The organism is Enterobacter sp. ECC-019 (assembly GCF_043974075.1).
Lineage (GTDB): Bacteria > Pseudomonadota > Gammaproteobacteria > Enterobacterales > Enterobacteriaceae > Enterobacter > Enterobacter asburiae_D.
Genome location: NZ_CP143759.1, coordinates 3,774,158 through 3,800,005, shown reverse-complemented (window position 1 = coordinate 3,800,005; position 25,848 = coordinate 3,774,158). Strand labels below are relative to the sequence as shown.

At 53.6% G+C, this 25,848-nt stretch carries 21 protein-coding genes; 18 read left to right on the top strand and 3 right to left on the bottom strand.

Going from position 1 to position 25,848, the window contains the following annotated elements:
* Position 1 precedes the first annotated feature (1 nt).
* From V1566_RS18020 to V1566_RS18000, 5 genes are all read left to right on the top strand, one after another.
* The gene (locus tag V1566_RS18020; protein ID WP_395304202.1) at positions 2-1,615 is read left to right on the top strand and encodes a fimbrial protein; all 1,614 of its coding nucleotides are present in this window, start codon (positions 2-4) and stop codon (positions 1,613-1,615) included.
* Positions 1,612-2,292 carry a molecular chaperone gene (locus V1566_RS18015; RefSeq protein WP_395304201.1) on the top strand — a complete coding sequence of 227 codons (681 nt, stop codon included), beginning with the start codon at positions 1,612-1,614 and terminating at the stop codon, positions 2,290-2,292. The genes V1566_RS18020 and V1566_RS18015 overlap by 4 nt, the downstream gene beginning before the upstream one ends.
* 101 nt (positions 2,293-2,393) lie before the next feature.
* On the top strand, positions 2,394-3,125 hold the full coding sequence (locus tag V1566_RS18010; RefSeq protein WP_395304200.1) for a transcriptional regulator: 732 nt from the start codon (positions 2,394-2,396) through the stop codon (positions 3,123-3,125).
* On the top strand, positions 3,100-3,573 hold the full coding sequence (locus V1566_RS18005) for a hypothetical protein (RefSeq protein ID WP_395304199.1): 474 nt from the start codon (positions 3,100-3,102) through the stop codon (positions 3,571-3,573). The genes V1566_RS18010 and V1566_RS18005 overlap by 26 nt, the downstream gene beginning before the upstream one ends.
* Positions 3,574-3,899: 326 nt before the next feature.
* Positions 3,900-5,369, top strand: a complete 1,470-nt coding sequence (locus tag V1566_RS18000; protein WP_395304198.1) for an EAL domain-containing protein — start codon at positions 3,900-3,902, stop codon at positions 5,367-5,369.
* A 40-nt stretch (positions 5,370-5,409) separates the two neighbouring features.
* Here the strand turns inward: V1566_RS18000 and yegD are convergent, their stop codons facing one another.
* On the bottom strand, positions 5,410-6,762 hold the full coding sequence (yegD, locus tag V1566_RS17995; RefSeq protein ID WP_395304197.1) for a molecular chaperone: 1,353 nt from the start codon (positions 6,760-6,762) through the stop codon (positions 5,410-5,412).
* A 130-nt stretch (positions 6,763-6,892) separates the two neighbouring features.
* Here yegD and alkA point away from each other — a divergent pair, with 130 nt between their 5' ends.
* The gene (alkA, locus tag V1566_RS17990; protein WP_395304196.1) at positions 6,893-7,765 is read left to right on the top strand and encodes a DNA-3-methyladenine glycosylase 2; all 873 of its coding nucleotides are present in this window, start codon (positions 6,893-6,895) and stop codon (positions 7,763-7,765) included.
* On the opposite strand, the gene V1566_RS17985 is transcribed toward alkA, so the two are convergent.
* Positions 7,730-11,059 carry a diguanylate cyclase gene (locus V1566_RS17985; protein WP_395304195.1) on the bottom strand — a complete coding sequence of 1,110 codons (3,330 nt, stop codon included), beginning with the start codon at positions 11,057-11,059 and terminating at the stop codon, positions 7,730-7,732. The genes alkA and V1566_RS17985 overlap by 36 nt on opposite strands.
* 344 nt (positions 11,060-11,403) lie before the next feature.
* Between V1566_RS17985 and udk the strand changes: the two genes are divergently transcribed.
* The 3 genes from udk (at position 11,404) to asmA (ending at position 14,591) form a co-directional block, all read left to right on the top strand.
* Complete coding sequence (gene udk, locus V1566_RS17980) at positions 11,404-12,045, top strand: uridine kinase (RefSeq protein WP_008500855.1); 642 nt, start codon at positions 11,404-11,406, stop codon at positions 12,043-12,045.
* Between the two features lie 91 nt (positions 12,046-12,136).
* Positions 12,137-12,718: a dCTP deaminase gene (gene dcd / locus V1566_RS17975; RefSeq protein ID WP_023312408.1), complete on the top strand. Its 582-nt coding sequence runs from the start codon at positions 12,137-12,139 to the stop codon at positions 12,716-12,718.
* A gap of 22 nt (positions 12,719-12,740) precedes the next feature.
* Entirely contained in the window at positions 12,741-14,591 is a 1,851-nt protein-coding gene (gene asmA, locus V1566_RS17970; RefSeq protein ID WP_395304194.1) for an outer membrane assembly protein AsmA, read from the top strand.
* A gap of 90 nt (positions 14,592-14,681) precedes the next feature.
* Here asmA and V1566_RS17965 read toward each other — a convergent pair whose 3' ends face one another.
* Positions 14,682-16,265, bottom strand: coding sequence for a TerC family protein (locus V1566_RS17965; RefSeq protein WP_395304193.1), 1,584 nt, complete (start codon positions 16,263-16,265; stop codon positions 14,682-14,684).
* A gap of 692 nt (positions 16,266-16,957) precedes the next feature.
* Here V1566_RS17965 and V1566_RS17960 point away from each other — a divergent pair.
* The 9 genes from V1566_RS17960 (at position 16,958) to wcaF (ending at position 25,848) form a co-directional block, all read left to right on the top strand.
* Positions 16,958-18,097 (top strand): polysaccharide export protein, encoded by a 1,140-nt coding sequence (locus V1566_RS17960; RefSeq protein WP_134347914.1) that lies wholly within the window; start codon positions 16,958-16,960, stop codon positions 18,095-18,097.
* A gap of 6 nt (positions 18,098-18,103) precedes the next feature.
* Positions 18,104-18,547: a low molecular weight protein-tyrosine-phosphatase Wzb gene (wzb, locus tag V1566_RS17955; protein ID WP_023312405.1), complete on the top strand. Its 444-nt coding sequence runs from the start codon at positions 18,104-18,106 to the stop codon at positions 18,545-18,547.
* A gap of 2 nt (positions 18,548-18,549) precedes the next feature.
* Positions 18,550-20,712: a tyrosine-protein kinase Wzc gene (gene wzc / locus V1566_RS17950; RefSeq protein ID WP_395304192.1), complete on the top strand. Its 2,163-nt coding sequence runs from the start codon at positions 18,550-18,552 to the stop codon at positions 20,710-20,712.
* A gap of 66 nt (positions 20,713-20,778) precedes the next feature.
* The gene (wcaA, locus tag V1566_RS17945) at positions 20,779-21,621 is read left to right on the top strand and encodes a colanic acid biosynthesis glycosyltransferase WcaA (protein ID WP_023312403.1); all 843 of its coding nucleotides are present in this window, start codon (positions 20,779-20,781) and stop codon (positions 21,619-21,621) included.
* Positions 21,621-22,112, top strand: a complete 492-nt coding sequence (wcaB, locus tag V1566_RS17940) for a colanic acid biosynthesis acetyltransferase WcaB (RefSeq protein WP_395304191.1) — start codon at positions 21,621-21,623, stop codon at positions 22,110-22,112. The genes wcaA and wcaB overlap by 1 nt, the downstream gene beginning before the upstream one ends.
* Entirely contained in the window at positions 22,109-23,326 is a 1,218-nt protein-coding gene (wcaC, locus tag V1566_RS17935) for a colanic acid biosynthesis glycosyltransferase WcaC (protein ID WP_395304190.1), read from the top strand. The genes wcaB and wcaC overlap by 4 nt, the downstream gene beginning before the upstream one ends.
* Entirely contained in the window at positions 23,301-24,521 is a 1,221-nt protein-coding gene (gene wcaD / locus V1566_RS17930; protein ID WP_395306017.1) for a colanic acid polymerase WcaD, read from the top strand. Before wcaC ends, wcaD begins: the two co-directional genes overlap by 26 nt.
* A 16-nt stretch (positions 24,522-24,537) precedes the next feature.
* Entirely contained in the window at positions 24,538-25,284 is a 747-nt protein-coding gene (gene wcaE / locus V1566_RS17925) for a colanic acid biosynthesis glycosyltransferase WcaE (protein ID WP_395304189.1), read from the top strand.
* 15 nt (positions 25,285-25,299) lie between these two features.
* The gene (gene wcaF, locus V1566_RS17920) at positions 25,300-25,848 is read left to right on the top strand and encodes a colanic acid biosynthesis acetyltransferase WcaF (protein WP_023330881.1); all 549 of its coding nucleotides are present in this window, start codon (positions 25,300-25,302) and stop codon (positions 25,846-25,848) included.

The following is a 25,848-nucleotide window of genomic DNA, read 5'->3' as shown; positions in this document are numbered from 1 at the left end:
TATGAAAAATGTTAACCTTATTCTTCCGTTACTCGTTGCGGGCGCATTGACGCCACTGGCGGCGAAAGCGTTGACCGCGTCATCGTCCGGCTCGGTCAGCAATAACTTTCTGTTTATTGAAAACGCCGTGGACGGTGAGTACTTCATTACCCCCTCCGCGCTCGATCCTCGCTTTAGCGGATCCAACACCTGGGTGAAATACGGCACCTCGCAGGTGAGCCTCGGCTATCTCGGCTACGTGAGCTGGACGGCTCCGGCGAATAACTATCAGGATATGTGGATCGATAATTCGCCGATTGACGGGCCATTTAACGGCATCCGCTGTTACAGCGGTACGCAATGCCCAACGTCCGGCTATATCTCCGGTCAGGGCCGAGACAGCAGCGGTTTCTACCACGCTCAGGTCGGCTCGGTCGCGGGCGTGGTGGGCGGGGCGTACGGCTTTGCGTCGCTGAGCGATTCGGCCTACGAATATTTCCGCGCGATGCCGACCGGCAGCAGCGAAACTTACGTCTTTAACCGCTGCTATACCTCGGTTAACTATGATTACGCGGGGGGGGAGCGCTGTAAGGATCAAAGTACCGGACGCTGGAACTACGTGAACTACACCTTAACCAAGCGCGGCCATCTGGCGCTGGAATCTACCAGCGCTTTCCAGGAGCTATGGATCGCCAGCGACGGGACGCCGAGCATTACCAATGACTCCGGCGCCTGCGAACTGGGGGTTGTCGGAAGCGTAAGCGGCGTGATCTGTAAAATGGTCAGCTACAGCCTTCAGCAGACCGCGAACCTGACCGCCTCGCTCACCTTCAGGGCCTATATCGATTCCGCCGCGCTGGGCTTTACCCCGGCGGCGTCAACGGTACGTTATTCCGGCAACGGCTCGAACTGGTATAATTTCAGCGCGACGACGGCCTATTACAATGTCTTCTCAACGGACGGCCACTACGTCTATCTCTTTTTGTCGAAGACGTTTCTTAAAAACCTTGTCGACTCGGGCTACAGCATTACCAACAGCCAGCCTTTTACCTTTGCCTTCCGCAATGGCTTAACGCCGGAATCGGGGCATTACGAGTTCACGCCATCGTTGCAGTTGAACATTATTCCTAAGGAGTATGGAATCAGCATTGTCTCGTCGAATAACACCACGTCGGCAAGCGGCAGCGGCACCATCGGCGATGATACCCCGATTGGCATGGACTATGTCGTCACCGTTTCCGGCCCGCGTCAGGCGGACAGTATTACCGCCCAGGTCACGGGGGATACCACGACAATTAACAATACGCCGTACTGCCTGTTTACCTCCGCGCAGGGTGGGATCAGCGTGCCGATCCCGGCGTATCTTCAGTACAGCAACCAGTCGGGCAGCGTGACGCAGGTGCGCAATAGCTGCGGCGATGCGCCCATCAGCCTCAACGATGCGCTGTGGCAGCAAACGCCGTGGGATGCGAATAACACCGACGACGGAAGCTACTTCAGCACCGGCTTATCGCTGCTGTTCCCGATGAATGACTCCCGCTCGGCGCTGACGGTTGCAGGCTCCGACTGGGAAGGCGTGGTTAGCGCCAGCGGCGAAATCAAAGTCACCGCGAACTGGCTGGGCGTCACCAAATGAAGCGCTGGTATGGGGCAATCATCAGTGCGGCGCTGCTGAGCTTTTCGGCGCACGCCCTGTATCTCGATTCCACGATTTATGAGATGCCAGCGGACAAGTCATTCATAAGCAAACGCATTTTTAACGACAGCAAAAAGCAGAATGTGTATCGCATTTCTGCGGCGAAAATTGATAAGCCCGGGCCGGGCGGGGAGAAGCGCCAGGATATAGAAGAAGGAGAGCTGATTTTTGCGCCGCTGACGTTCTCGCTGGCGCCGGATGCCGGGGAGTTTTTTAAGATTTTCTACCGCGGCCCGCAGGATGATAAGGAGCGCTATTACCGGGTGCAGTTCACGGAGCTGCCCGTCACGATGTTTCCGGAGCGCAACGGGGGGAAAAGAAGCGAAGCGATACCGGCTATCGCACTGGATACGATACTGGTGGTGCGCCCGAGAAAGATCGACCTGCGCTATACCCTGGATGAGCAGGCCGGGGTGCTTAGAAATACCGGGAACACTTTTTTTAAAATCATTGTGCAGCAGGGATGCAATTCAACGGATGATGAGGCCAGTATCCGTTACGTTCTTCCCGGAGAAACGTATCGAAGTAGCGGATTAAAAAATCAAAATAAAAAATTCATTGTCGCTTTGCACAAGTATATCCCTGTTGGCAACGCGTGTTTTAAACCTGACGCATAAAATCTAAATAAAAATATTCTTATATTGCTAACCTGTATAAGGTAAATATACTCTGTATAGGTTGCTTGCATAATGAAAGAAAAATATAAGAGTTTGTCTGGATGAGAAAGATAATTAATGGTCGGGTTTTGTACGACTCAACGAAACGAGAATTGAGCGTACAAAATCAACAACTTGTCCTTTCCGCTTCGGTGGCAAGGCTACTGGATTTTTTTATTGTAAATAATGCCCGGCAATTAAGCAGGGAACTGATCATTGAAGAAGTCTGGGCTAAGTATGGCATGACTCCATCTGGCCATAGTCTTAATAAAAGTATTAGCCTGTTGCGTAAGGCATTTTCTTCGCTGGGCATTGATGACGCTATTATCACCATTCCGCGAGAAGGGTTTATTTTTCAGGCACAGGTTAGTGACAACCGCGAAGAGGTATTGTGTTCTACTGAGAAAGACCTGACGGCCGCTAATCCTGCGATGACCTTTCCGTGGAATAAAACCCTTTTAGTCTGGTTTGTTGTTGCTCTTGTTTTACTGGGCGGTGCAGGTATTTTTCTCACCGTCATGTTGCGCAATAATGACGGCGTGGTGCATGTTTCAAATACCGGGGTCTGCGAGGTGTATACGACGGATGATAATTCTTCGGAGAAAATTTTTAAGTTTCTGCATTCGCAAAGATGGAAAGGGTTTAACACCATTTGTAACGGCACGAAGAAAGCTATCATATTTTATGACGATAACAGTCTGTCTAAGAGCAATAAACTGAAAGAACATTTTTTCAGTATTTGTATGATGGATGAAAAAAAGGTGGCGTATGAGTGTCAAAATTATTTCTATTAGCATCATGGCCGCGCTGATCGCTCTGTTTTTCATTGTACTTGACCGCGGGGCAATCCCGGCGGCGCTGGTCTGTACCTCAAAATATCATATTGAGCTGGACACGCATAAAGACGGGATAAAAATAAAGGGAGAGGTTCTCCAGGTATTCAGGATCTCTTCGGAAAAAGACGGGATGCTGTCGCAGGTGGGTGTACTGGACGTAAATGATAAACAGTACGCCGTAAATCGCACAACGTCGCTGCGTTTTTTAGGGAAGGACAGCGACGGATATCTGCGTACGGAGCGCCTGGCAATAGTCAAGAACGATAATGACGATCTGCCCGACGCGATAACGGATCTGCTGATGTCAAAACAGAAGCTTTTTTATTACAAGGTTATCCATATCGACGACAATGTGTATGGTATCAGGGATTTGCGCCGCACGCTGATGGTCTGTCGTGCGAAGTGATCCTCTGCCTTACAATGATTTACAGTGATTTTTATCTGTTAATTGATGCATTTTTGAAGTTTTAATTTGTCTGGTTGTGAATGTAAGGGCATTTGTTTGTACTTGTCGCAGCTAAGAAAATTCCCTGTTCTGGCGGTAGGAATATTCTTATCATTTTAACTCTGACCGCAGTCGTAGCTCGGGAGATATAAAAAGCTTTCCTTAGCTTTGCAATGATAATATTAATTATCTGACATGTATGTCGTTGGAAACCGAATCAATTGTGAATGTTCTCTCTATTTGAGGGAGGGGTAGCCTTTGCAATTAAAACCATGATGGTGATGATTATGAACACGAAAAAGGTCTTCCTGCTTAGTTATGACATTTATCTTTTCTCAGGGATTAGGTCATTTTTACCTAATCTGATACTGGTGGATACCGGAACCTATATCAACGATTCTGATATCTCCACGCCCCAGTACAAATCCTGCCTGTTAATTATTGATAGCCGAATGCCATTTGGTCTGGTTAAAAGGTGGCTGCAAAGAAACAGTAGTCAGTTTATCAATATCAATAGTGTGGTTATTAAACTGAGTGAAAATAAATGTATTAACCGAGGTTTTGAATACGCGGAGTTTATCGATGCTAAACTGGACGCTGATGCCGTCATTGATTCGCTGAAGCAGATTTTGATGGCGAATACTGAAAACGGTGCGCCCGCCAGAATAGGCTTTGTGGATGAATTTCGCCTGAGCGATTTTGAACAGGAGATGCTGAATGCCTCATTCACCCGAACCGGCCAGGAGGAATTTTGCCGGGCGAACTCACTGGCAGTGAAATCGCTTTATCGTTATCGGGATAAAATCACCCATCGTCTGGAATTTGATAATTTCAACGAGTCCATTATTTTTCTTTCCCGTAACGGCCTGCTGGCAGAGAGAATAAATGGAAATGAAAAGCCGCCGCGCTATGTCTGTGATAATAATGAGGCCGATCGATTGAGTCTGGCGCTGAAAAATGAGGAAATTATTCCGTATTATCAGCCTATCGTCGGCAGCAATGGAGATCTGAGCGGGGTAGAGGTGCTAGCGCGCTGGCCGTTGGGTCATAATTACGCAATCTCACAGCGTGAGTTTATTCCGCTGGCGGAAAAAAGCGGGCTTATTAATGAGCTAACCAGCTATTTAATGAATAAGGTAGCCAGCGATTTAAATCACAGCATTCACTGGCATGGACAGTCCTTTTTTGTCGCCTTTAACGTAAGCCCTTCAAGCCTGAGCAATCCCGTCTTTTACTGGGAGTGCCTTAACTTTTTAGAGTTAACGGAATCGTTGCCGATAAAGCTGATGATCGAAATAACCGAAAACCAGACGCTGGTGGTCACTCCGGCAATAAAAGAGCTGATCCGGTCCCTGCGCAATCGCGGGGTGCTGTTTGCGCTGGATGATTTTGGCACGGGGTATGCGAATCTCTGTTATCTGAACGAGCTTGAACTCGATGTGATTAAAATCGACAAGACCTTTATCAACGGCATCCACGCGCATGAGCAGCCGCTGCCGATGCTGGAGTCGATAATAAACCTGGCCGCCATTCTCGGGCTGCAAACCGTGGCTGAGGGGGTGGAATATGACTACCAGCGCGACTGGCTTTTGGATAACAAGGTCGACTACCAGCAGGGGTACTTTTTTATGCCCCCGGTGGCGCTGGCGGAGTTCAAGGGCTTCATCAAGCGGTGTGAAAATATCGAGAGGACTGTCCGGAAAAAGAAGTCCCCAGGGCAGGAAAAGCAGGTTAATCCGCGCCTTACCGCACCCTGAACCCGCTCGCCCCGTATCATAGTACGGGGCGAGAGTAGTTTTAACTAAACATCACCTGCGCCCAGCGCGCCAGACCGGCGGTAACGGAGCCAAAGTCATCGCCACCCGCAACAGGTATTCCCGGCAGCTGTTCCGCCAGCGCTCTCTTGATCAGCGGCGAACGGGCACTCCCCCCGGTCAGGTAGATAACGTCCGGCTTCTCTTTGCCGTTTTCCAGCGCTAGCTGCACCTGCTCCAGAATACGCTGCAGCGGCTGCGCGAGCGCCGTCTCCAGTCCGTCCTGCGAAATCGCGGTAGCCAGATCGTCGCTGATAAACGGCAAGGAAACCGCATGCTCCGCGCGGTCGGAAAGGGCAATTTTGCTCTCTTCGGCAGTACGCACCACGCGGTAGCTCAGGCGCTGACGCCACACTTTATACAGCAGGGCGACTTTTTCGGCGTCCTGCGCGTCACGCACCAGATCGTTAAGGAAGCGGCCGTTCGCGGTGCTGTAAAAATCACTTTGCGCAGGCACGTCGTTGATGGCAATCGCGTTCCACCACGGCAGGATCGGCAAGGCGATGCCTTTTTCCGTCTGACCGCCCATGCCGAGCAGTGGCATCAGGCTCTTGAATGCCAGCGCGATATCGAGATCGTTACCGCCTACGCGGCAGCCGCTGTGTCCGAGCAGGCTATTTTCACGATCGCGACGGTTATGCCACTGCGGTCCCATCAGCAGCAGCGAGCAGTCTGTGGTGCCCCCGCCGATATCCACGACTAATACGCGCTTCTCTTCCGTCAGCGTAGCTTCAAAATCCAGCCCCGCGGCAACCGGTTCATACTGGAACACCACGTCGCGGAAACCTGCCCGGTGCGCCGCGCGTTCAAGGATCCCCTGTGCCTGCTGGTTGGCCTCATCGCCGCCCAGCCCCTGGAAGTTGATCGGGCGACCAATGACCGCCTGGGTAATCGCATCGGAGACCTGCGTCTGCGCCTGATGACGAATATGCAGCATCATCGCGCACACCAGGTCTTCGAACATCGCCACCTGCTGCGGCTTCAGGCCGCTGGCGCCGAGGAAGGATTTTGGCGACTTAACGAAGTAGACCTCTTCCGGGTCTTCAATGTAGTGCCCGAGCGAAGAGAGGCCGAACTGCACGCTGGATGGCGAAACATCGATGTCTTCCTCGCGGTTAAAGCTGACCGCCCGGCGCAGCAGCGCCTGGGTCTCCGCCGCCGTGGCCGGAACCTGATGGTGGCGGAACAGCCATTCGCTTACCGCTTCACGCGTCGGCGCGCAGAGCATAGAAGGCAGCAGCGTGCTCTCTTTTTCCATTTTCAGGAGCTGTGGCTGCCCGTTTTGCATAATCGCAACCGAGCAGTTTGCCGTACCGTAGTCAAATCCAATAAACACGATGAATCCCCATGCCAGTGAGAAGGGGCGAGACTTTAACGAAATGTCTTCATGGCGACAACAGGAATATGAAAGCAAGGCGAAACAGGACCTTTCCGTTTATGCTGTGGAGAACCCAAAAGGAGAGACGATGTACACTCTGAACTGGCAACCCCCTTACGACTGGCAGTGGATGTTTGGCTTTCTCGGCGCGCGTGCGGTGACGGGCATTGAAACCGTCACGCACGACTACTACGAGCGCAGTTTTGCCTGTGAAGGGCATCAGGGGATATTTCGCGTGACGCCGGATATCGCCACCCATACGCTGACCATCACGCTCAGTCCGGGGTTAATCCCGGTTGCTCAGACGTGCCTTGAACGCATAGAACGCCTGTTCGATCTCGCCTGCAACCCGCAGCAAGTCGCGGATACGCTGGGCGATCTCGGTGCTGCCCGGCCAGGCTTACGTTTGCCGGGGGCGATGGATGCGTACGAGCAGGGCGTCCGGGCGATTCTCGGACAGCTGGTGAGCGTAGCGATGGCGGCGAAACTGACGTCGCGCGTGGTGGCGCTGTGTGGCGAACCGGTGGCGGACTGTCCGGGTTATCTCTGCTTCCCCATGCCGGATGCGCTGGCGGCAGCGGACCCGCTGGCGCTGAAAGCGTTAGGGATGCCGGTAAAGCGGGCGGAGTCGTTAATTCATCTGGCGCAGTCGGTCATCGAAGGGACGTTTCCGCTTTTCCCGCCCGCGAATATTGAGGCCGGGATGAAAGCGCTACAGCAGCGGCCGGGGATAGGGCGCTGGACTGCAAACTACCTGGCCCTGCGCGGCTGGCAGGCGAAAGATGTCTTTCTGCCGGATGATTATCTGATTAAGCAACGTTTTGCCGGGATGACGCCTGCGCAAATTCGTCGTTATGCCGAGCGCTGGCAGCCGTGGCGCTCTTACGCGCTGCTGCACATCTGGTACACCGACGGCTGGGCGCCATCAGTTGATGGCGAAATAGCTGGTATTGAGCAGTAGATCCAGCGGCTGCGGCTCGGCGATGGTGTCACCAAAGATAAAATCAATGCCGATGCCGGAGAGCGTATCCATCATGATGGGCTGGTTGCAGGGGCCTGCGATGGTTTTCATTTCCAGACGCTGGGCGTGGCCCTGCACAATGGTCACCATCATCTCATCCATCAGATTGCCATACACGTTGCTTACCACCTCTGTGTCCAGCATCAGATAGTCGGCCATATTGGCGGTCAGATGGGTAAAGACGTTCATGTCGCGGCCCACCTGGCTGAAGATCACGCGGCAGCCCGCCTGGCGAAGCTTTTGCAGACTCCGCTGCAGGTTTTTATCCGGACTGCACACCACGTCGGCAGAGATAATCAGATGCAGGAGACGGCCCGGCATGGGACTTTTATCCAGCAGGTCGAGAAGTTCATCGACCAGCGTTACGCTGGCTAAACCGGCCTCGGAAAGCGGCAGTGCCACCCCCATGCCTTTACTGGCGATCTGTGCAGCAGAGGCACGGAAAAACTCACTAAAAATACGTCTGTCGAGGGCGTGCAAAAGCTCAGGCTCCGCCAGGCCCGAGCGGAAAGCATGCTCTTCCTGGACTTCGCCCTGGCTGGTCCACAGGCGTAACGACAGCAGCCAGAAATTACTGCTTTCCGGGATGCGCGGGGAGGCGACGCTGCGGGCAATCATCATCAGGTGATTGTCTTTAATCATGTGCCACTGTTCATCAAGCGACATCATGCTGCGCGTGTGGTGATCCCGCTCCTGCTGGGGTTCGTAAACCGTCACCATGCCGCGCCCGCTGTTTTTTGAGGCATAACAGGCAATATCCGCCTGCGACATCACTTCCGACGCCTGATGGTTATTTTCATCAATCAGCGTGATACCTGCGCTGGCGCCGATCCGGTGCAGGCGGCCTTCCCACATAAAGTGATAGTCATTGATTGTATGGATCAGGCGACCGGCAATATAGCGCGCACTTTCAATATTGCAGTCCGGCAGCAGTAACCCGAACTCGTCCCCGCCCAGACGCGCCAGCACGTCGCTGGAGCGAAGCATGGTCAACATCAGGGAAGAGAGTTCCCGCAGCAGGGCATCACCCGCCGCGTGGCCTGCCGTATCGTTGACGGCTTTGAAGCGATCGAGATCGATAAAGACCAGAGCGTGACGCTGTCGCGTTTCACGAACGGTCTGCAGGAGTCGTTTAAGATGATTTTCGAAGCTGACCCGGTTTGCGAGGTGGGTCAGGGCATCGTGGGAGGCGCTATAACTCAGCTGACGCAGCATTTTGCGCGACTCGGTCACGTCCTGAATCACGATAACCGAGCCAATATTCTGCCCATCCAGCGTGCTGAGCGGCGTAATGCTGTAGTGAATATCAAAATTCCCGCCGGTACGGCAGTTCAGTACCACGTCCTGATCGATATCGGAACGGGACATATCGCCGCTGTGAATATTCTCCATCAGCGGCCCTTTTTCACCAAAGGTGATGTGCAACACCTTCAGGATCGGCTGGCCGATAGCCTCGGTCTGCAGCCAGCCGCTCATTTTCTCGGCCACCGGGTTCATAAAGGTGACGTTCATGTTGATATCGGTACACAGCACCGCTTCACCGATGGAATCGAGGGTGATGTGCAGACGCTCTTTTTCCTGGAAGAGGGCCTCGTTGAGCTGCTTAACCTCGGTCATATCCATGTTGATCCCGAGCAGCCGTTCGACTTCACCCTGCTTATTGAGCACCCGGTTCGCCAGGGAGCGAATATGGCGCACGCCTTCCTTCACGCGGATGCGGAATTCCAGCTTAAACGGCAGACGGGAAATCAGCGAGTCACGCAGCACTTTTTCTGCGTGGGCACGGTCTTCCGGCAGCATCGTGTCATGCCAGAGCTGCCAGGTGGGCTTGATGTGCGGCGGGATTTCATACAGCTCAAACATCCGCTTGTCCCAGCTGATAATGTCTGGCTCCAGATCCCACTCCCAGATGCCGATGCCGCCCGCTTCGTTAGCAAGCGTAATGCGCTCCATCAGGCGCTTATTGACCCACTCGGTCTGCTTCAGGTCGTTAATGTCTTCAATCTGGGCGATAAAATAGAGCGGCGAGCCGTCGGCGTGACGCACGACGGAGACGGCAAGCAGCGCCCAGACCACTTCTCCGTCGCGGGTGTAGTAGCGCTTCTCGAGGGTGTAGGTATTGATGTCGCCGTTGACCAGCTGTTCGAGCTGTTCCAGGTCGGTGTGCAGATCTTCCGGCCAGGTGAGTTGCTGGAAGGTCAGCGACTGGAGCTCAGTCTGGCTGTAACCGAGGAAATTGCACAGCGCCTTGTTAGCCTGAAGCCATTTTCCCTCAATGCTGACCAGTGCCATACCGATGGCGGAATACTCCATCGCATTGCGGAAACGCTCCTCGCTTTCGGTGATGTGTTTGCGCTCGGCGCGGAAGGCGTACATCACCATGGTCATGACGTTGGCAGGCAGGAGCAGCATCAGGAACGGCAACCAGGGGGCGTTCAGCATCGCCCCGACGTGCTGGGTTGTCAGCGCCACAGGGTTACGGGCAATCATCAGCGACACGACCATCACGGTGACCAGAAACACAAGGAACGCTTCCATTCGCGGCAGGCGCACGGCGCTCCACATAAGCAAAACGATAACGCAGGTGAAAGGCCACGGCAGCCAGGTAATGGCTGCCCAGCTGAGAGCCAGCGTCACGGCCAGCGTGGTCAGGGTTTCCAGCAGCAGTCTCGGGTCACGGTGGCGCAGCAGATAATGCGGTTTAAACAACAGTCCCAACGGTACTACCGCCAGCGCGCCAATGGCTTCGGACAACACCCAGACGAAAAAATTACGCAGGGGTTCAGGGCCTGGAGCCAGCAGAGACACCAGGACGCCGCCCACCAGCGGCGGTATCACGGCGCTGCCGATGGCCACGCGGACCCAGTCATTCAGATTCTGCAGCGGGTTGTACCACGGGAGCAATTTGCGCAGCAATAGCGCGCCAATAAAGGCCTCAACCACGTTAATTGAGGTGTAGGTGAGGCTTATCGATCCCCACGAAAACAGCATCCAGGTCGCCAGAATATTGCCGAACGAACAGGCCAGGGCGATTCCGGGCCACATTTTTCCTGCATGGCGGTAAAACGCCACCATCATAATCGCAGTGGGGAACCAGAGCGGGGCAAGCAGGGTGCCGAACCGGGTGAGCTCCAGCGAAAATAAGGTAAAGATAAAGGTGACCAGGCCCAGACAGACAAGTCGTATTAAAGGATGTGGGGTAGTAACCAAAACCCGCTGGTATTGTTTATTCATTACCGCTTTATCCAGAGACGCCATGCTGTCAGGGAAGATGTCCGAACGCGTGAATTTGATAATTTGGTTTATGCTAGTACAAACAATTTACAATTCATATGGTGACCGCTCAGAATTTGACATCACAGACTTATTAAATAGAGGTTCCGTGAGAAAAAAACGGTTAAACGCTGAAAAAACGGCCATTTAAATTTCACTCAGGGAATAAAGCGCCACTTTTCGGCCAGTCTCGCAGAAGCTGTGCATTCGACTGGTATCACGCCCGCGAAATCCCTATAATTGCCGCGTTTGACGCTCCGGCGTCGTCCTTCCTTAACATCCAGGTTAATCAGGTCGCTAAATTTATGACTGATAAGTCTCATCAGTGCGTCATTATAGGCATCGCCGGCGCATCGGCTTCAGGTAAAAGTCTAATTGCCAGTACGCTTTATCGCGAACTGCGTGAACAAGTAGGTGATGAGCATATCGGCGTCATTCCCGAAGACAGCTATTACAAAGATCAATCCCATCTGTCGATGGAAGAACGCGTCAAAACCAACTATGACCACCCCAATGCGATGGATCACAGCTTGCTGTTCCAGCATTTAGAAGCGCTCAAGAGCGGCCAGGCGATTGAGCTGCCCGTTTACAGTTACGTAGAACACACCCGCACTCAGGAAACCATCCGCATCGAGCCGAAAAAGGTCATTATCCTTGAAGGCATTTTGCTGCTGACCGACGCCCGCCTGCGTGAATCCATGAACTTCTCCATTTTCGTTGATACCCCGCTGGATATCTGCCTGATGCGCCGCATCAAGCGTGACGTGAATGAACGTGGTCGTTCGATGGACTCCGTCATGGCGCAATACCAGAAAACGGTCCGCCCGATGTTCCTGCAGTTTATTGAGCCATCCAAACAATACGCCGATATCATCGTGCCGCGCGGGGGTAAAAACCGCATTGCTATTGATATCTTAAAAGCGAAAATCAGCCAGTTTTTTGAATAAGCCGCGTGAATTGTGTACCGTTCAGAGATAACCTGGTTTTACCCTGAGCGCTTACTGCCTCAGGGGACGATGCATGAAAGGAGAAAGTGCCATGCGTCTTTGCGATCGTGATATAGAAGCCTGGCTGGATGAAGGCCGTTTGTCTATTACCCCACGTCCGCCTGTTGAGCGTATCAATGGCGTGACCGTTGATGTACGGTTAGGCAATAAATTCCGCACCTTTAGCGGCCATACCGCACCGTTCATTGACCTTAGCGGTCCGAAGGACGAAGTCAGCGCCGCGCTCGATCGCGTGATGAGTGACGAAATCGTCATTGACGAGGGCGAAGCCTTTTATCTGCATCCCGGTGAACTGGCCCTGGCGGTGACGTTTGAATCCGTCACCCTGCCTCCGGACCTGGTCGGCTGGCTTGATGGCCGTTCTTCGCTGGCGCGACTGGGATTGATGGTTCACGTGACTGCGCACCGTATCGATCCAGGCTGGTCGGGGCGTATCGTGCTGGAATTCTTCAATGCCGGTAAACTGCCGCTGGCGCTGCGTCCCGGAATGATGATTGGTGCGTTAAGCTTTGAACCGCTGTCAGGCCCGGCAGACAGGCCTTATAACCGCCGGCAGGACGCAAAATATCGCGACCAGCAGGGCGCGGTTGCCAGCCGTATTGATAAAGACTGAACGCGAGTCCATTGAGGTAGCCATGAGAAGAGTTCTGACGACGCTGATGATTTTGCTGGTGGTGCTGGTTGCTGGCCTTTCGGCGTTGGTTCTGCTGGTTAACCCCAACGATTTCCGCACTTACATGGTGCGGCAGGTCGAAGCACGCAGTGGTTATCAACTGAAGCTTGACGGGCCGCTGCGCTGGCACGTCTGGCCGCAGCTCAGCATTCTCTCTGGCCGCATGTCGCTCACGGCGCCGGGGGCATCCCAGCCGCTGGTGTCCGCAGACAACATGCGCCTTGATGTGGCGCTGATCCCGCTCATTTCCCATCAGCTGCAGGTTAAACAGGTGATGCTGAAAGGCGCGGTGATTCAGCTCACCCCGCAATCCGAAGCCGTGCGTGATGCAAATGCGCCGGTTGCGCCGCGCGAAAATACCCTGCCTGATGAACCCTCTGATACAGGCTGGTCCTTTGATATCGGCAAGCTGAAAGTTGCCGATAGCGTGTTGGTTTTCCAGCATGAGCACCAGGAGCAGGTGACCGTTCGCAACATTAACCTGCAGATGGAACAGGATGCTCACCATCTTGCGTCGGTGGAATTTAGCGGGCGCGTGAATCGCGATCAGCGCGATTTGACCCTGTCGCTGAATGCCAGCGTCAATGCCTCGGACTATCCGCATCAGCTTACGGCCGACATTCAGCAGCTGGACTGGCAACTGACGGGGGCCGATCTTCCCACCCAGGGGATCGCCGGGCAGGGAACGCTGCAGGCCGTGTGGCGCGAAGAGCAAAAGCAGCTGGAGCTGGATAATCTCAACCTGAAGGCAAATGACAGTAGCCTGAAGGGGCAGGCGAGCGTCACGCTGGAAGAGAAGCCGAAATGGGTGCTGAATCTGCAGTTTGACAAGCTCAATCTGGAAAACCTGCTGCCACCGCTGCCAGCCAGCGCCACCGACAGCGATGCCACGCAGACGGGGCAAAGCCAGGCACCGGTATCGCGTCCGGTTATCTCGTCGAATCTTGATCAACCTGACTATAACGCCCTGCGCGGATTCACGGCGGATATTCTGCTGAAGGCCAATAACCTGCGCTGGCGCGGTATTGATTTTACCGACGTGAGCAGCCAGATGTTTAACCATAATGGTTTGCTGGTGATCTCCGAACTGAGCGGTAAGATGGGCGCAGGTAACCTCTCGCTGCCCGGCACGCTGGATGTCCGTAAAGACGTTGCCAGCGCCGAATTCCAGCCGCGTCTCGACAACGTTGAGATAGGCACCATCCTGAAAGCGTTTAACTACCCGATATCCCTGACGGGGCAGTTGACGCTTGCGGGTGACTTCGCGGGCACGAAAATTGATGCCGATGCTTTCCGCCGCGAATGGCAGGGGCAGGCGCATCTTGATCTGAAAAACTCCCGTATGGAAGGGCTTAACTTCCAGCAGCTGGTGCAGCAGGCGGTCGAGCGCAGCAGCGATGTGAAAGCTCAGGATAACTACGACAGCGCCACTCGCCTCGACAGCTTCACCGCGGACCTGACGCTGGACAACGGACAACTCTCTCTCGACGGAATGCAGGGTGCCTCTTCACTGTTATCAATGACGGGTGACGGTAAGCTGGATCTGGTGAAAGAGACGGCGGACACGCGCTTTAACGTGCGGGTACTTTCCGGCTGGCAGGGGGAAAGCAAGCTCATCGACTTCCTGAAAGAGACGCCGGTCCCGCTGACCGTATATGGCAAATGGCAGGCCCTGAATTACAGCCTGCAGGTGGATCAGATCCTGCGTAAGCATCTGCAGGATGAAGCGAAACGTCGGCTTAGCGGCTGGGCGGATCGTAATAAAGATTCACAGGACGGCAAGGATGTGAAGAAGCTACTGGATAAGCTTTGATGCCTGTTGTGCCGGGTGGTGGCTTCGCCTTACCCGGCCTACAAAATCCTGACTTCGTAGGCCGGGTAAGCGCAGCGCCACCCGGCTTTTTTACACCTCAAAATCCAGTTCTTCCTCATCCCGCAGCGGAATGAGCTGAACCTTTTGCACGCGATGGTTTTCAATTTGTAGCGTTTTGAGCAGATAGTCGCCCACCTGAACCTCTTCCCCCGGCTGCGGGATACGCTGCAAATACTCCATCAGCAGGCCGGCAATAGTGTGATATTCCCGTTTTTCATCCAGCGGCAGCGGCACATATTGCACCAGGTCTTCAAGCGGCATATGGCCGTTAGCCGTCCACGAACCGTCTGCGTTTTTCTGAATATCATGGCGGGCATCAATCTCATCTACCTCGTTAGGCAAATTACCGGCGATGGTTTCCATTACGTCGCTGAGCGTGACCAGCCCTTCCACCGAACCAAACTCATCCACCACAAAGGCAAAGTGCGTGCGCGCGTTACGGAATTGCTCCAGGGCGGAAAGCAGCGGTAGCCCTTCCGGGAAAACCAGCGGCTGGCGTACCAGGGCGCGCAGATTGAGCGGCTCGCCGTGAAGCTGCTGCTGGAGCAGGTCAATAACGTGCACCACGCCCAGTAGCTCCTCTTCCTCTTCACCGCCGGTCACCACCACGCGGGTGTGCTGGTTTTTATCCAGCAGGGCGCGAATGTGCTCTTCCGGTGCCGTCAGGTCGATATGTTCAATGTCATGCCGCGAGGTCATGATGCTGCTGACCGTCCGCTGGTTCAGATTGAGCACCCGCTCGATCATCCGTCGTTCCTGCGGGTCAAAGATAAGCCCGTCGCTGTGATCGGCCAGCATGGCGGAGGATTCGGCGTCCAGCTCCGCATCCTCTTTCTTACCGCTTAACAGGCGCATAACCGTGTCGGCCGTACGCTGACGCAGGGTCTGATTCGCGGACAGGAAGCGGCGGCGGTTAAATATTGCCAGCTGGTTAAGCGCTTCAATCATGACGGAGAACCCGATGGCGGCATACAGGTAGCCTTTCGGAATATGGAAGCCAAAACCGTCGGCCACCAGGCTAAAGCCAATCATCAGCAGGAAGCTCAGACAGAGGATGACGATTGTCGGGTGACTGTTCACAAACCGTGTGAGCGCCTTGCTGGCCATCACCATCAGGGTGATGGCGATAATCACCGCGGCCATCATCACCGCAAGGTGGTCGACCATCCCGACAGCGGTGATCACCGAGTCCAGGGAGAAGACCGCATCCAGCACCACGATTTGCGTCACTACCGGCCAGAATTTCGCCCCGCGGCGCTGGGTAGGGTTCTCGCTGTCTTTGCCCTCCAGGCGCTCGTTGAGTTCTACCGTGGCTTTGAACAGCAGGAACAACCCGCCAAAGAGCATGATGAGATCGCGGGCGCTAAAACTCAGACCGTGGATGGAGAACAGAGGCTGAGTGAGCGTGACCAGCCAGGAGATAGAGGCCAGTAGCAGTAATCGCATCACCATCGCCAGCAGCAGACCCGTCACGCGCGCGCGGTCGCGCTGAGAAGGGGGCAGTTTTTCAGCGAGGATGGCGATAAAGACCAGATTATCAATCCCGAGCACTAACTCGATGACGACCAGTGTAACCAGCCCGGCCCAGATTGAGGGATCGGCAATCCATTCCATAGTAATAGCAATACCTTCTGTTATATGACGAATGTCACACTTCGATCATGGATAAAGCCGGGGGAAATTGCAATGCCGGGCTGAGATTTCTCTTAATGCGAAGGGTAAAAAAGAGAGCATTCTCAACAGGGTGTAAATAAGCGAAATACGTATATTTAATTACAAAGAAAGCATTTTAGGATATATCGCAGTTAATGGGTTTTGGTCTTTTTTTGTCAATATAAAGAAAATCCTAAAAGGTCAAAAATTTGCTCTTAATATTAATCTTAAAAACTGATATTAGGACGGTTGTCTCCTTGCCTGCTATTAGGTTAGCTGCAACAATTCTCCCAGCATCAAATGTTAAATCTCGGTGTTGCTATTAATGTTCGGTCTTCAGGGATGGTTATTCATTATCCGTCGGGTTTCTCAAGCGGCTGATATATTTCCAGAAGACCTTGCTCAAGAGGGTGTCTATCCATAACACATTGTTTAGTCAGTGGATTGGTAACTGAAAGCCAAGGGCGGTAGCGTGCCTGAAAGCGTGTGAATCAGCCTCGATTATTCTGTCAATAGCCAATGGATGAATAAGCTTTTTTTAGGACTGATGCCAGTTATATTTCTATTTGATTAACTGCATGCTGAAACCCAATACGACTCGAGCTTATTTAAATTGCACAGGATAATTACTCTGCCAAAGTGATAAATAATCAATGATGAAATCCAAAATGAAATTGATGCCATTATTGGTGTCTGTGACCTTGATGAGTGGTTGCACGGTCTTTCCCGGCAGCAATATGTCAACAATGGGTAAGGATGTGATCAAGCAACAGGATGCCGATTTTGATCTCGACAAAATGGTGAATGTTTATCCACTTACGCCTCGTCTGGTCGAACAATTACGTCCACGTCCAAATGTTGCCCAGCCGAATATGTCGCTGGACCAGGAAATTGCGTCCTACCAGTACCGAGTGGGTCCGGGTGACGTGATCAACGTGACCGTCTGGGACCACCCCGAACTGACCACGCCAGCGGGCCAGTACCGCAGTTCAAGCGATACCGGTAACTGGGTGCAGTCAGATGGCACCATGTTCTATCCCTACATTGGTAAAGTCCATGTTGTGGGGAAAACGCTTGCCGAGATCCGTAGTGATATTACCGGCCGCTTAGCGCAGTACATCGCCGATCCGCAGGTGGATGTTAATATCGCCGCATTCCGCTCGCAAAAAGCCTATATCTCCGGCCAGGTGAACAAATCCGGCCAGCAGGCCATCACCAACGTTCCTCTGACCGTGCTGGATGCCATTAACGCCGCGGGCGGGTTAACCGACGGCGCCGACTGGCGCAACGTCGTACTGACCCACAACGGGAAGGAGCAGCGCATTTCGCTGCAGGCGCTGATGCAAAACGGCGATCTGACCCAGAACCGCCTGCTCTATCCGGGCGACATTCTCTACGTGCCGCGCAATGACGATCTGAAAGTCTTCGTGATGGGTGAAGTGAAGAAACAGAGCACCCTCAAAATGGACTTCAGCGGTATGACGCTGACCGAAGCGCTGGGCAATGCTGAGGGTATCGATCTGACGACCTCTAACGCGACCGGTATCTTCGTTATCCGTCCGCTGAAAGGTGAGGGCAGTGCGAAAGGCAAGATCGCCAACATCTACCAGCTGGATATGTCCGATGCGACCTCTCTGGTGATGGCGACGGAGTTCCGTCTCCAGCCATACGATGTGGTGTATGTCACCACCGCGCCGGTTGCCCGCTGGAACCGTCTGATCAACCAGTTGCTGCCGACCATCAGTGGCGTTCGCTACATGACGGATACGGCGCGCGACATTCATACCTGGTAATTCGCGATGTTTAACAAAATTCTGGTGGTATGCGTGGGGAACATCTGCCGTTCCCCCACGGCTGAACGGTTGTTGAAACACTACCAGCCCGAACTGACCGTTGATTCCGCAGGGCTGGGGGCACTGGTCGGTAAAGGTGCCGATGAGCGCGCAACGAGCGTGGCGCGGGATCATCACCTCTCTCTCGACGGCCACGTGGCCCGCCAGGTCACTGGTCGCATGTGCCGGGAGTATGACCTGATCCTGACGATGGAAAAACGCCATATTCATGCGCTGTGCGATATCGCTCCGGAGATGCGCGGCAAGGTGATGCTGTTTGGTCACTGGGATAATGAACGTGAAATCCCCGATCCGTATCGCAAAAGCCATGAGGCCTTTGAGGCGGTTTACACCTTACTTGACCAGTCTGCCCAACAGTGGGCGCAGGCACTGAAAGTTCAGCAGGGATAACAATGACAGAAAAAACAAGACCTTCTGCCGCCCCGACTTCGGGCAGTGATGAAATTGATATTGGGCGCCTGGTCGGCACTGTTGTAGAGGCAAAGTGGTGGGTGCTGGGCATTACTGCCGTATTTGCCGCGGCGGCCGTCGTCTACACGCTGTTCGCCACCCCTATCTACAGCGCCGACGCGCTGGTGCAGATCGAGCAGAATACCGGCAACTCGCTGGTGCAGGACATCGGTTCCGCGCTGGCGAACAAACCGCCGGCATCCGACGCCGAAATTCAGCTTATCCAGTCACGTCTGGTGCTGGGTAAAACGGTTCACGACCTCGGGCTCGATATCTCCGTCACCAAAAATACCTTCCCGGTCTTTGGTGCCGGCTGGGATCGTCTGATGGGGCGAAACAACGACACGGTGAAAGTGACTGACTTCGTGCTGCCGAAAGGAGCTGCCGATCAGACGTTTACCCTGACGGTGCTTGGCCCGAAACAGTACCAGCTAACCAGCGACGCAGGTTTTAGCGCGCGTGGTGAAGTGGGACAGATGTTGACCAAAGACGGCGTCAGCATGATGGTCAGCGCGATTAACGCCCAGGAGGGCGGTGAATTCACCGTGACCAAATTCTCCACGCTGGGGATGATCAATAATCTGCAAAATAACCTGACCGTCACCGAAAACGGTAAGGACACCGGCGTGCTGAGCATGACCTTTACCGGTGAAGATAAGGATCAAATCCGCGACATCCTGAATAGCATCACCCGCAACTATCTTGAGCAGAACGTTGAGCGTAAGTCGGCGGAAGCGGCGAAAAGCCTGGCCTTCCTCGCCAAACAGCTCCCGGAAGTGCGTGCTCATCTGGATGACGCCGAGAACAAGCTGAACGCCTATCGTCAGGATAAAGACTCCGTTGACCTGCCGCTGGAGGCGAAATCGGTCCTCGATTCGATGGTCAACATTGATGCGCAGCTCAACGAGCTGACCTTCAAAGAGGCGGAGATTTCCAAGCTTTATACCAAACGTCACCCCGCCTACCGCACGCTGCTGGAGAAACGCCGTACGCTGGAAGAGGAGAAAGCGAAGCTCAATGACCGCGTGACCGCGATGCCGAAAACGCAGCAGGAGATCGTGCGCCTGACCCGCGACGTGGAGTCCGGACAACAGGTTTACATGCAGCTGCTGAACAAGCAGCAGGAGCTGAAAATCACCGAAGCCAGTACCGTCGGTGACGTGCGCATCGTCGACGCGGCCATTACCCAGCCTGGCGTACTGAAGCCAAAGAAAGCGCTGATTATTTTCGGCAGCATTATTCTCGGCCTGATGCTCTCCATCGTGGGCGTGCTGCTGCGTTCGCTGTTCAACCGCGGCATCGAAAGCCCGCAGGTGCTGGAAGAGAGCGGTATCAACGTTTATGCCAGCATTCCGCTGTCTGAGTGGCAAAAATCCCGTGACAGCGTCAAAACCATCAAGGGCGTTAAGCGTTACAAACAGAGCCAGCTTCTGGCGGTGGGTAACCCGACCGACCTCGCTATCGAAGCGATCCGTAGCCTGCGTACCAGTCTGCACTTTGCCATGATGCAGGCCAAAAACAACGTCCTGATGTTAACCGGTGTTAGCCCATCAATCGGTAAGACTTTCGTGTGCGCCAACCTGGCGGCCGTGGTCAGCCAGACCAACAAGCGTGTGCTGCTGATCGACTGTGATATGCGTAAGGGCTATACCCACGAACTGCTGGGCACCAACAACGTGAACGGTCTGTCGGAAATCCTGCTCGGCAAAGGTGAGATCAGCCAGAGCGCGAAACCCACAACGGTGCCGAAATTTGACCTGATCCCACGCGGTCAGGTGCCGCCGAACCCGTCTGAACTGCTGATGAGCGAACGCTTCACTCAGTTGATCGAGTGGGCGAGCAAAAACTACGACCTGGTGCTGATCGATACGCCGCCAATTCTGGCCGTGACCGACGCGGCCGTTGTTGGCCGCCATGCGGGCACCACGCTGATGGTGGCGCGTTACGCGGTGAACACCCTGAAAGAGGTGGAAACCAGCCTGAGCCGCTTCGAGCAGAACGGCATTGAGGTGAAAGGGGTGATCCTGAACTCCATCTTCCGCCGCGCGACCGGGTACCAGGATTACGGGTATTACGAGTACGAATATAAATCTGACAGTAAATAAAAATCCCTCTCACCCTAACCCTCAGCCCACAGGGAGAGGGGCGGGGTGAGGGATAAGGGGAAGACCATGACCACACAACGCCCTTTAGTTTCAATCTATATGCCGACATGGAATCGTCAGCAACTGGCGATCCGCGCAATCAAATCCGTCCTGCGACAGGATTACGATAACTGGGAGCTGATCATCGTTGATGACTGCTCTTCCTCGTATGAACAGCTGCAAAAGTTTGTGACTGACCTCAACGACCCGCGGGTGGTCTATACACATAACGCCATTAACTCCGGGGCCTGTGCGGTGCGTAATCAGGCGATTATGCAGGCCAAAGGGCAGTATCTGACGGGGATCGACGATGATGATGAATGGACGCCGAACCGCCTGTCTATCTTCCTGTCGCATAAAGAACAGCTGGTCACGCACGCTTTCCTGTATGCCAACGACTATGTATGCCAGGGCGAGGTTTACTCGCAGCCCGCGAGTCTGCCGCTGTATCCGAAATCACCGTACTCTCGCCGCCTGTTCTACAAGCGCAACATTATTGGTAACCAGGTCTTCACCTGGGCGTGGCGTTTCAAAGAATGCCTGTTCGATACCGAACTGAAGGCCGCGCAGGATTACGATATCTTCCTGCGCATGGTGGTGGAATACGGCGAGCCGTGGAAAGTGGAAGAGGCCACGCAGATCCTGCATATCAACCACGGGGAGATGCAAATCACCTCCTCGCCGAAGAAGTTCTCCGGCTACTTCCATTTTTACCGCAAGCACAAAGACAAGTTTGACCGTGCCAGCCGTAAATATCAGCTCTTTACCCTCTATCAGATCCGCAATAAGCGCATGAACTGGCGCACGCTACTGACGCTGCTGTCCGTGCGTAACGGAAAACGCCTGGCTGATGGACTTCGGGGGAAATAATGTTTCTGGAAGATTGCCGCGCTAACAGCTGGAGCCTGCGTCCGTGCTGCATGGTTCTGGCGTACCGCATCGCGCACTTTTGCTCGGTGTGGCGTAAGAAAAACGTGCTGAACAATATCTGGGCGGCGCCCGTGCTGGTGCTGTACCGCATCACCACCGAATGCTTTTTTGGCTATGAAATTCAGGCCGCTGCCACCATTGGCCGCCGCTTCACCATCCACCACGGCTATGCGGTGGTGATCAACAAGTTCGTGGTCGCCGGGGATGATTTCACCATTCGTCATGCGGTCACCATTGGCAACCGTGGGCCTGACAGCCTGGCCTGCCCGGTCATCGGCAATAACGTCGAGCTTGGGGCGAACGTGGTGATCATCGGTGACATTACGATTGGTAATAACGTCACGATTGGTGCTGGCAGCGTGGTGCTGGACAGCATTCCGGATAATGCGCTGGTGGTGGGAGAAAAAGCCCGCGTGAAGGTGATTAAATGAACATTCTGCAATTTAACGTACGCCTCGCAGAAGGCGGAGCGGCTGGCGTGGCATTGGATCTGCACCAGCGCGCGCTGCAAAAAGGGCTTCAGTCTCGTTTTATTTACGGCTATGGCAAAGGCGGCAAGAAAAGCGTCAGCCACGATAACTTCCCGCAGGTGCACAAGCACACGCCGCGTCTGACCTCAATTGCCAACATTGCGCTGTTCCGTCTGTTTAACCGCGACCTGTTTGGTAACCTGAACTCGCTTTACCGCACGGTTACCCGCACCGCGGGCCCGGTTGTGCTGCATTTTCATGTGCTCCACAGCTACTGGCTGAATCTGGAAGAGGTGGTGGCGTTTTGTCAGAAGGTGCAGGCCCACAAGCCCGATACCCGCTTTGTCTGGACGCTGCACGATCACTGGAGCGTGACGGGCCGCTGCGCGTTTACCGACGGTTGCGAAGGCTGGAAAGATAACTGCCAGAAGTGCCCGACGTTAAGCAACTACCCGCCGGTGAAGGTGGATCGCGCGCATCAGATGGTCGCCGGAAAGCGTCAGCTGTTCCGTGACATGCTTTCGCTCGGCTGTACCTTTATCTCCCCGAGCCAGCACGTGGCCGATGCCTTCAACAGCCTGTACGGGGCAGGGCGCTGTCAGATTATCAACAACGGCATCGACGTGGCGACGGAAGCCATTCTTGCCGAGCTTACCCCGGTGGCGGAAATCGCGGGCAAACCGAAAATCGCTATCGTTGCGCATGACCTGCGTTACGACGGTAAAACCAACCAGCAGCTGGTGCGCGACATGATGGCGCTGGGGGACAAGATAGAGCTTCACACCTTCGGCAAGTTTTCACCGTTCGAAGGGGCCAACGTGGTGAACCACGGGTTTGAGACCGACAAGCGCAAGCTGATGAGCGCGCTGAATGAAATGGACGCGCTGGTGTTCAGCTCCCGCGTGGATAACTACCCGCTGATCCTGTGCGAAGCGCTCTCAATCGGCGTGCCGGTGATTGCCACCCACAGCGATGCGGCGCGTGAAGTGCTGGAAAAGTCCGGCGGGAAAACCTTCACGGAGCAGGAGGTCCTGCCCCTGGTACAGCTGCCGAAGGCGCAGATTGCTGAGATCGTTTTTGGCACTGACCTGGAATCGTTCCGCAACCGCAGCCGCAAGGCCTACAGTGGACAACAGATGCTGGAGGAATATGTCTCGTTCTATCAGAATCTGTAGTTATCTGCTGCTGCCGCTGATCTACCTGCTGGTCAACGTCAAAATTGCCCAGCTCGGCGAAAGCTTCCCGATAACCATCGTGACCTTCTTGCCCGTTCTGCTTCTGCTGTATGTCGATAAAATCAACCTCAAGAAGCTGATGATTGCCTTAGGGCTGGGCACGGGCCTGACGCTGTTTAACTACATCTTTGGCCAGTCGCTGGATGCCAGTAAATACGTCACGTCGACCATGCTTTTTGTTTATATTGTTATTATTATCGGAATGGTCTGGAGTATTCGGTTTAAAACTATTTCTCCGCACAATTATCGGAAAATCCTTAGGTTCTTTTATATTGCCGTTGCGTTAATTGTTATGCTTGCCGCACTGGAGATGGTGCAAATTATTCTGACCGGTGGCAGCAGCCTGATGGAGATAATTTCGAAATATCTCATTTACAGTAACAGCTATGTATTGAACTTCATCAAGTTTGGCGGGAAGCGTACTACGGCCCTCTATTTTGAACCGGCGTTTTTCGCTCTGGCGTTAATCTCAATTTGGCTCAGCATCAAACAGTTTGGTATCAAAACGCCTAAGACCGATGCTATGATTCTTGCAGGAATTGTTCTGTCTGGATCGTTCTCAGGGGTAATGACATTTATCCTGTTTTACCTCCTGGAGTGGGCATTCCAGTACCTGAACAAAGATGCGATTAAGAAAAAACTGCCGCTGGCGATTATCTCCCTGACGGTATTTATGGTAGGCGTGATATTTGCTTTCCCGTACATCTCAGAACGTCTGGGTGATTTGGGAACGGAAGGGTCTTCGTCCTATTATCGCATCATTGGTCCGCTGGTTATGGTGGGTTATTCCTTAACCCATATTGATGGGGTAGTAAGATTCGGCTCACTTTACGAATATGTTGCATCATTCGGAATCTTTAACGGTGCGGATGTCGGTAAAACCATAGACAATGGTCTGTATCTGTTAATTATTTATTTTTCGTGGTTCGCCGTACTCTTGACCCTGTGGTATCTGTTTAAAGTTTTCAAAATGATGATTAACGCGTTTGGTGATAACCAGAATTTTCGCGTTCAGCTTTATCTGTTTACTCCGGTGTCGCTGTTTTTTACCGGGTCAATATTTAGCCCGGAATATGCTTTCTTGATTGTCTGTCCGTTTATTCTGCGCAAAGCGCTTAATATTACGAACGCGTGACGAAATGAGGTGATTTATGTTTCTTAGCGTCATTACTGTCGCTTTTCGTAATTACGAAGGGGTGGTAAAAACCTGGCGCTCGCTGCGCAACCTGGCGCGCGATCCAAGCCTCACCTTTGAGTGGATTGTGGTCGACGGCGGCTCGAATGATGGCACGGCGGAGTTTCTGGAAAAACTCAACGGTGAGTTCAACTTACGCTACATCAGCGAGAAAGATAAAGGTATCTACGATGCGATGAATAAAGGCATCAACATGGCGCAAGGCCGTTATGCCATCTTTCTGAATTCGGGCGACATTTTCCATGATGACGTGGCGCTGTTTGCCCGCCAGCTGGCTCGCCAGAAAGAGGACGCCATGTATATTGGCGATGCGCTGCTCGATTTTGGTGACGGGCATAAAGTGCGCCGCAGCGCGAAGCCAGGCTGGTATATCTATCACAGCTTGCCGGCCAGCCATCAGGCCATTTTCTTCCCGGTAAAAGGTCTGAAAAAAGAGCCTTACGATTTGCAGTATAAAGTGTCTTCGGATTATGCACTGGCGGCCAGTTTGTATAAGTCAGGTTACCCGTTCCGCCGAATTAAAGGGCTGGTATCTGAATTCTCAATGGGCGGCGTGTCAACGTCCAATAATCTGGAATTGTGCCAGGATGCCAAAAACGTACAGCGTAAAATATTACGCGTGCCGGGGTTCTGGGCGGAATTGTCTTATTTATTGCGCCTGCGTACCACAGGCAAAACGAAAACCTTATATAACAAAGCCTGAATATAAGGAAACGCAATGCAGGATCTGAAAGGTTTCTCCGTGCCGAAAGGCTTTCGGGGCGGGAACGGTATTAAGGTACAGCTGTGGTGGGCCGTTCAGGCAACCTTATTTGCCTGGTCACCGCAAATACTCTACCGCTGGCGTGCCTTCTTATTGCGCCTGTTTGGCGCAAAAATAGGAAAAAACGTAGTCATCCGACCTTCTGTGAAAATTACCTATCCGTGGAAATTAACGCTTGGGGATTACGCATGGGTTGGGGATGACGCGGTGTTATATACCCTGGGCGAAATTACGATTGGCGCAAATTCGGTGGTTTCACAGAAATGTTATTTGTGCACCGGCAGCCACGATTTTATGAGTCAGCATTTTGATATTACCGCTTCGCCTATTGTGATCGGTGAAAAATGCTGGCTGGCAACGGATGTTTTTGTTGCACCGGGTGTTTCTGTTGGCGATGGCACGGTAGTCGGTGCCCGCAGCAGCGTTTTTAAATCGCTACCGGCAAATAAAGTTTGCCGTGGCAACCCCGCAGTGGTGATACGCGAACGCGTTGAAACTGATTAA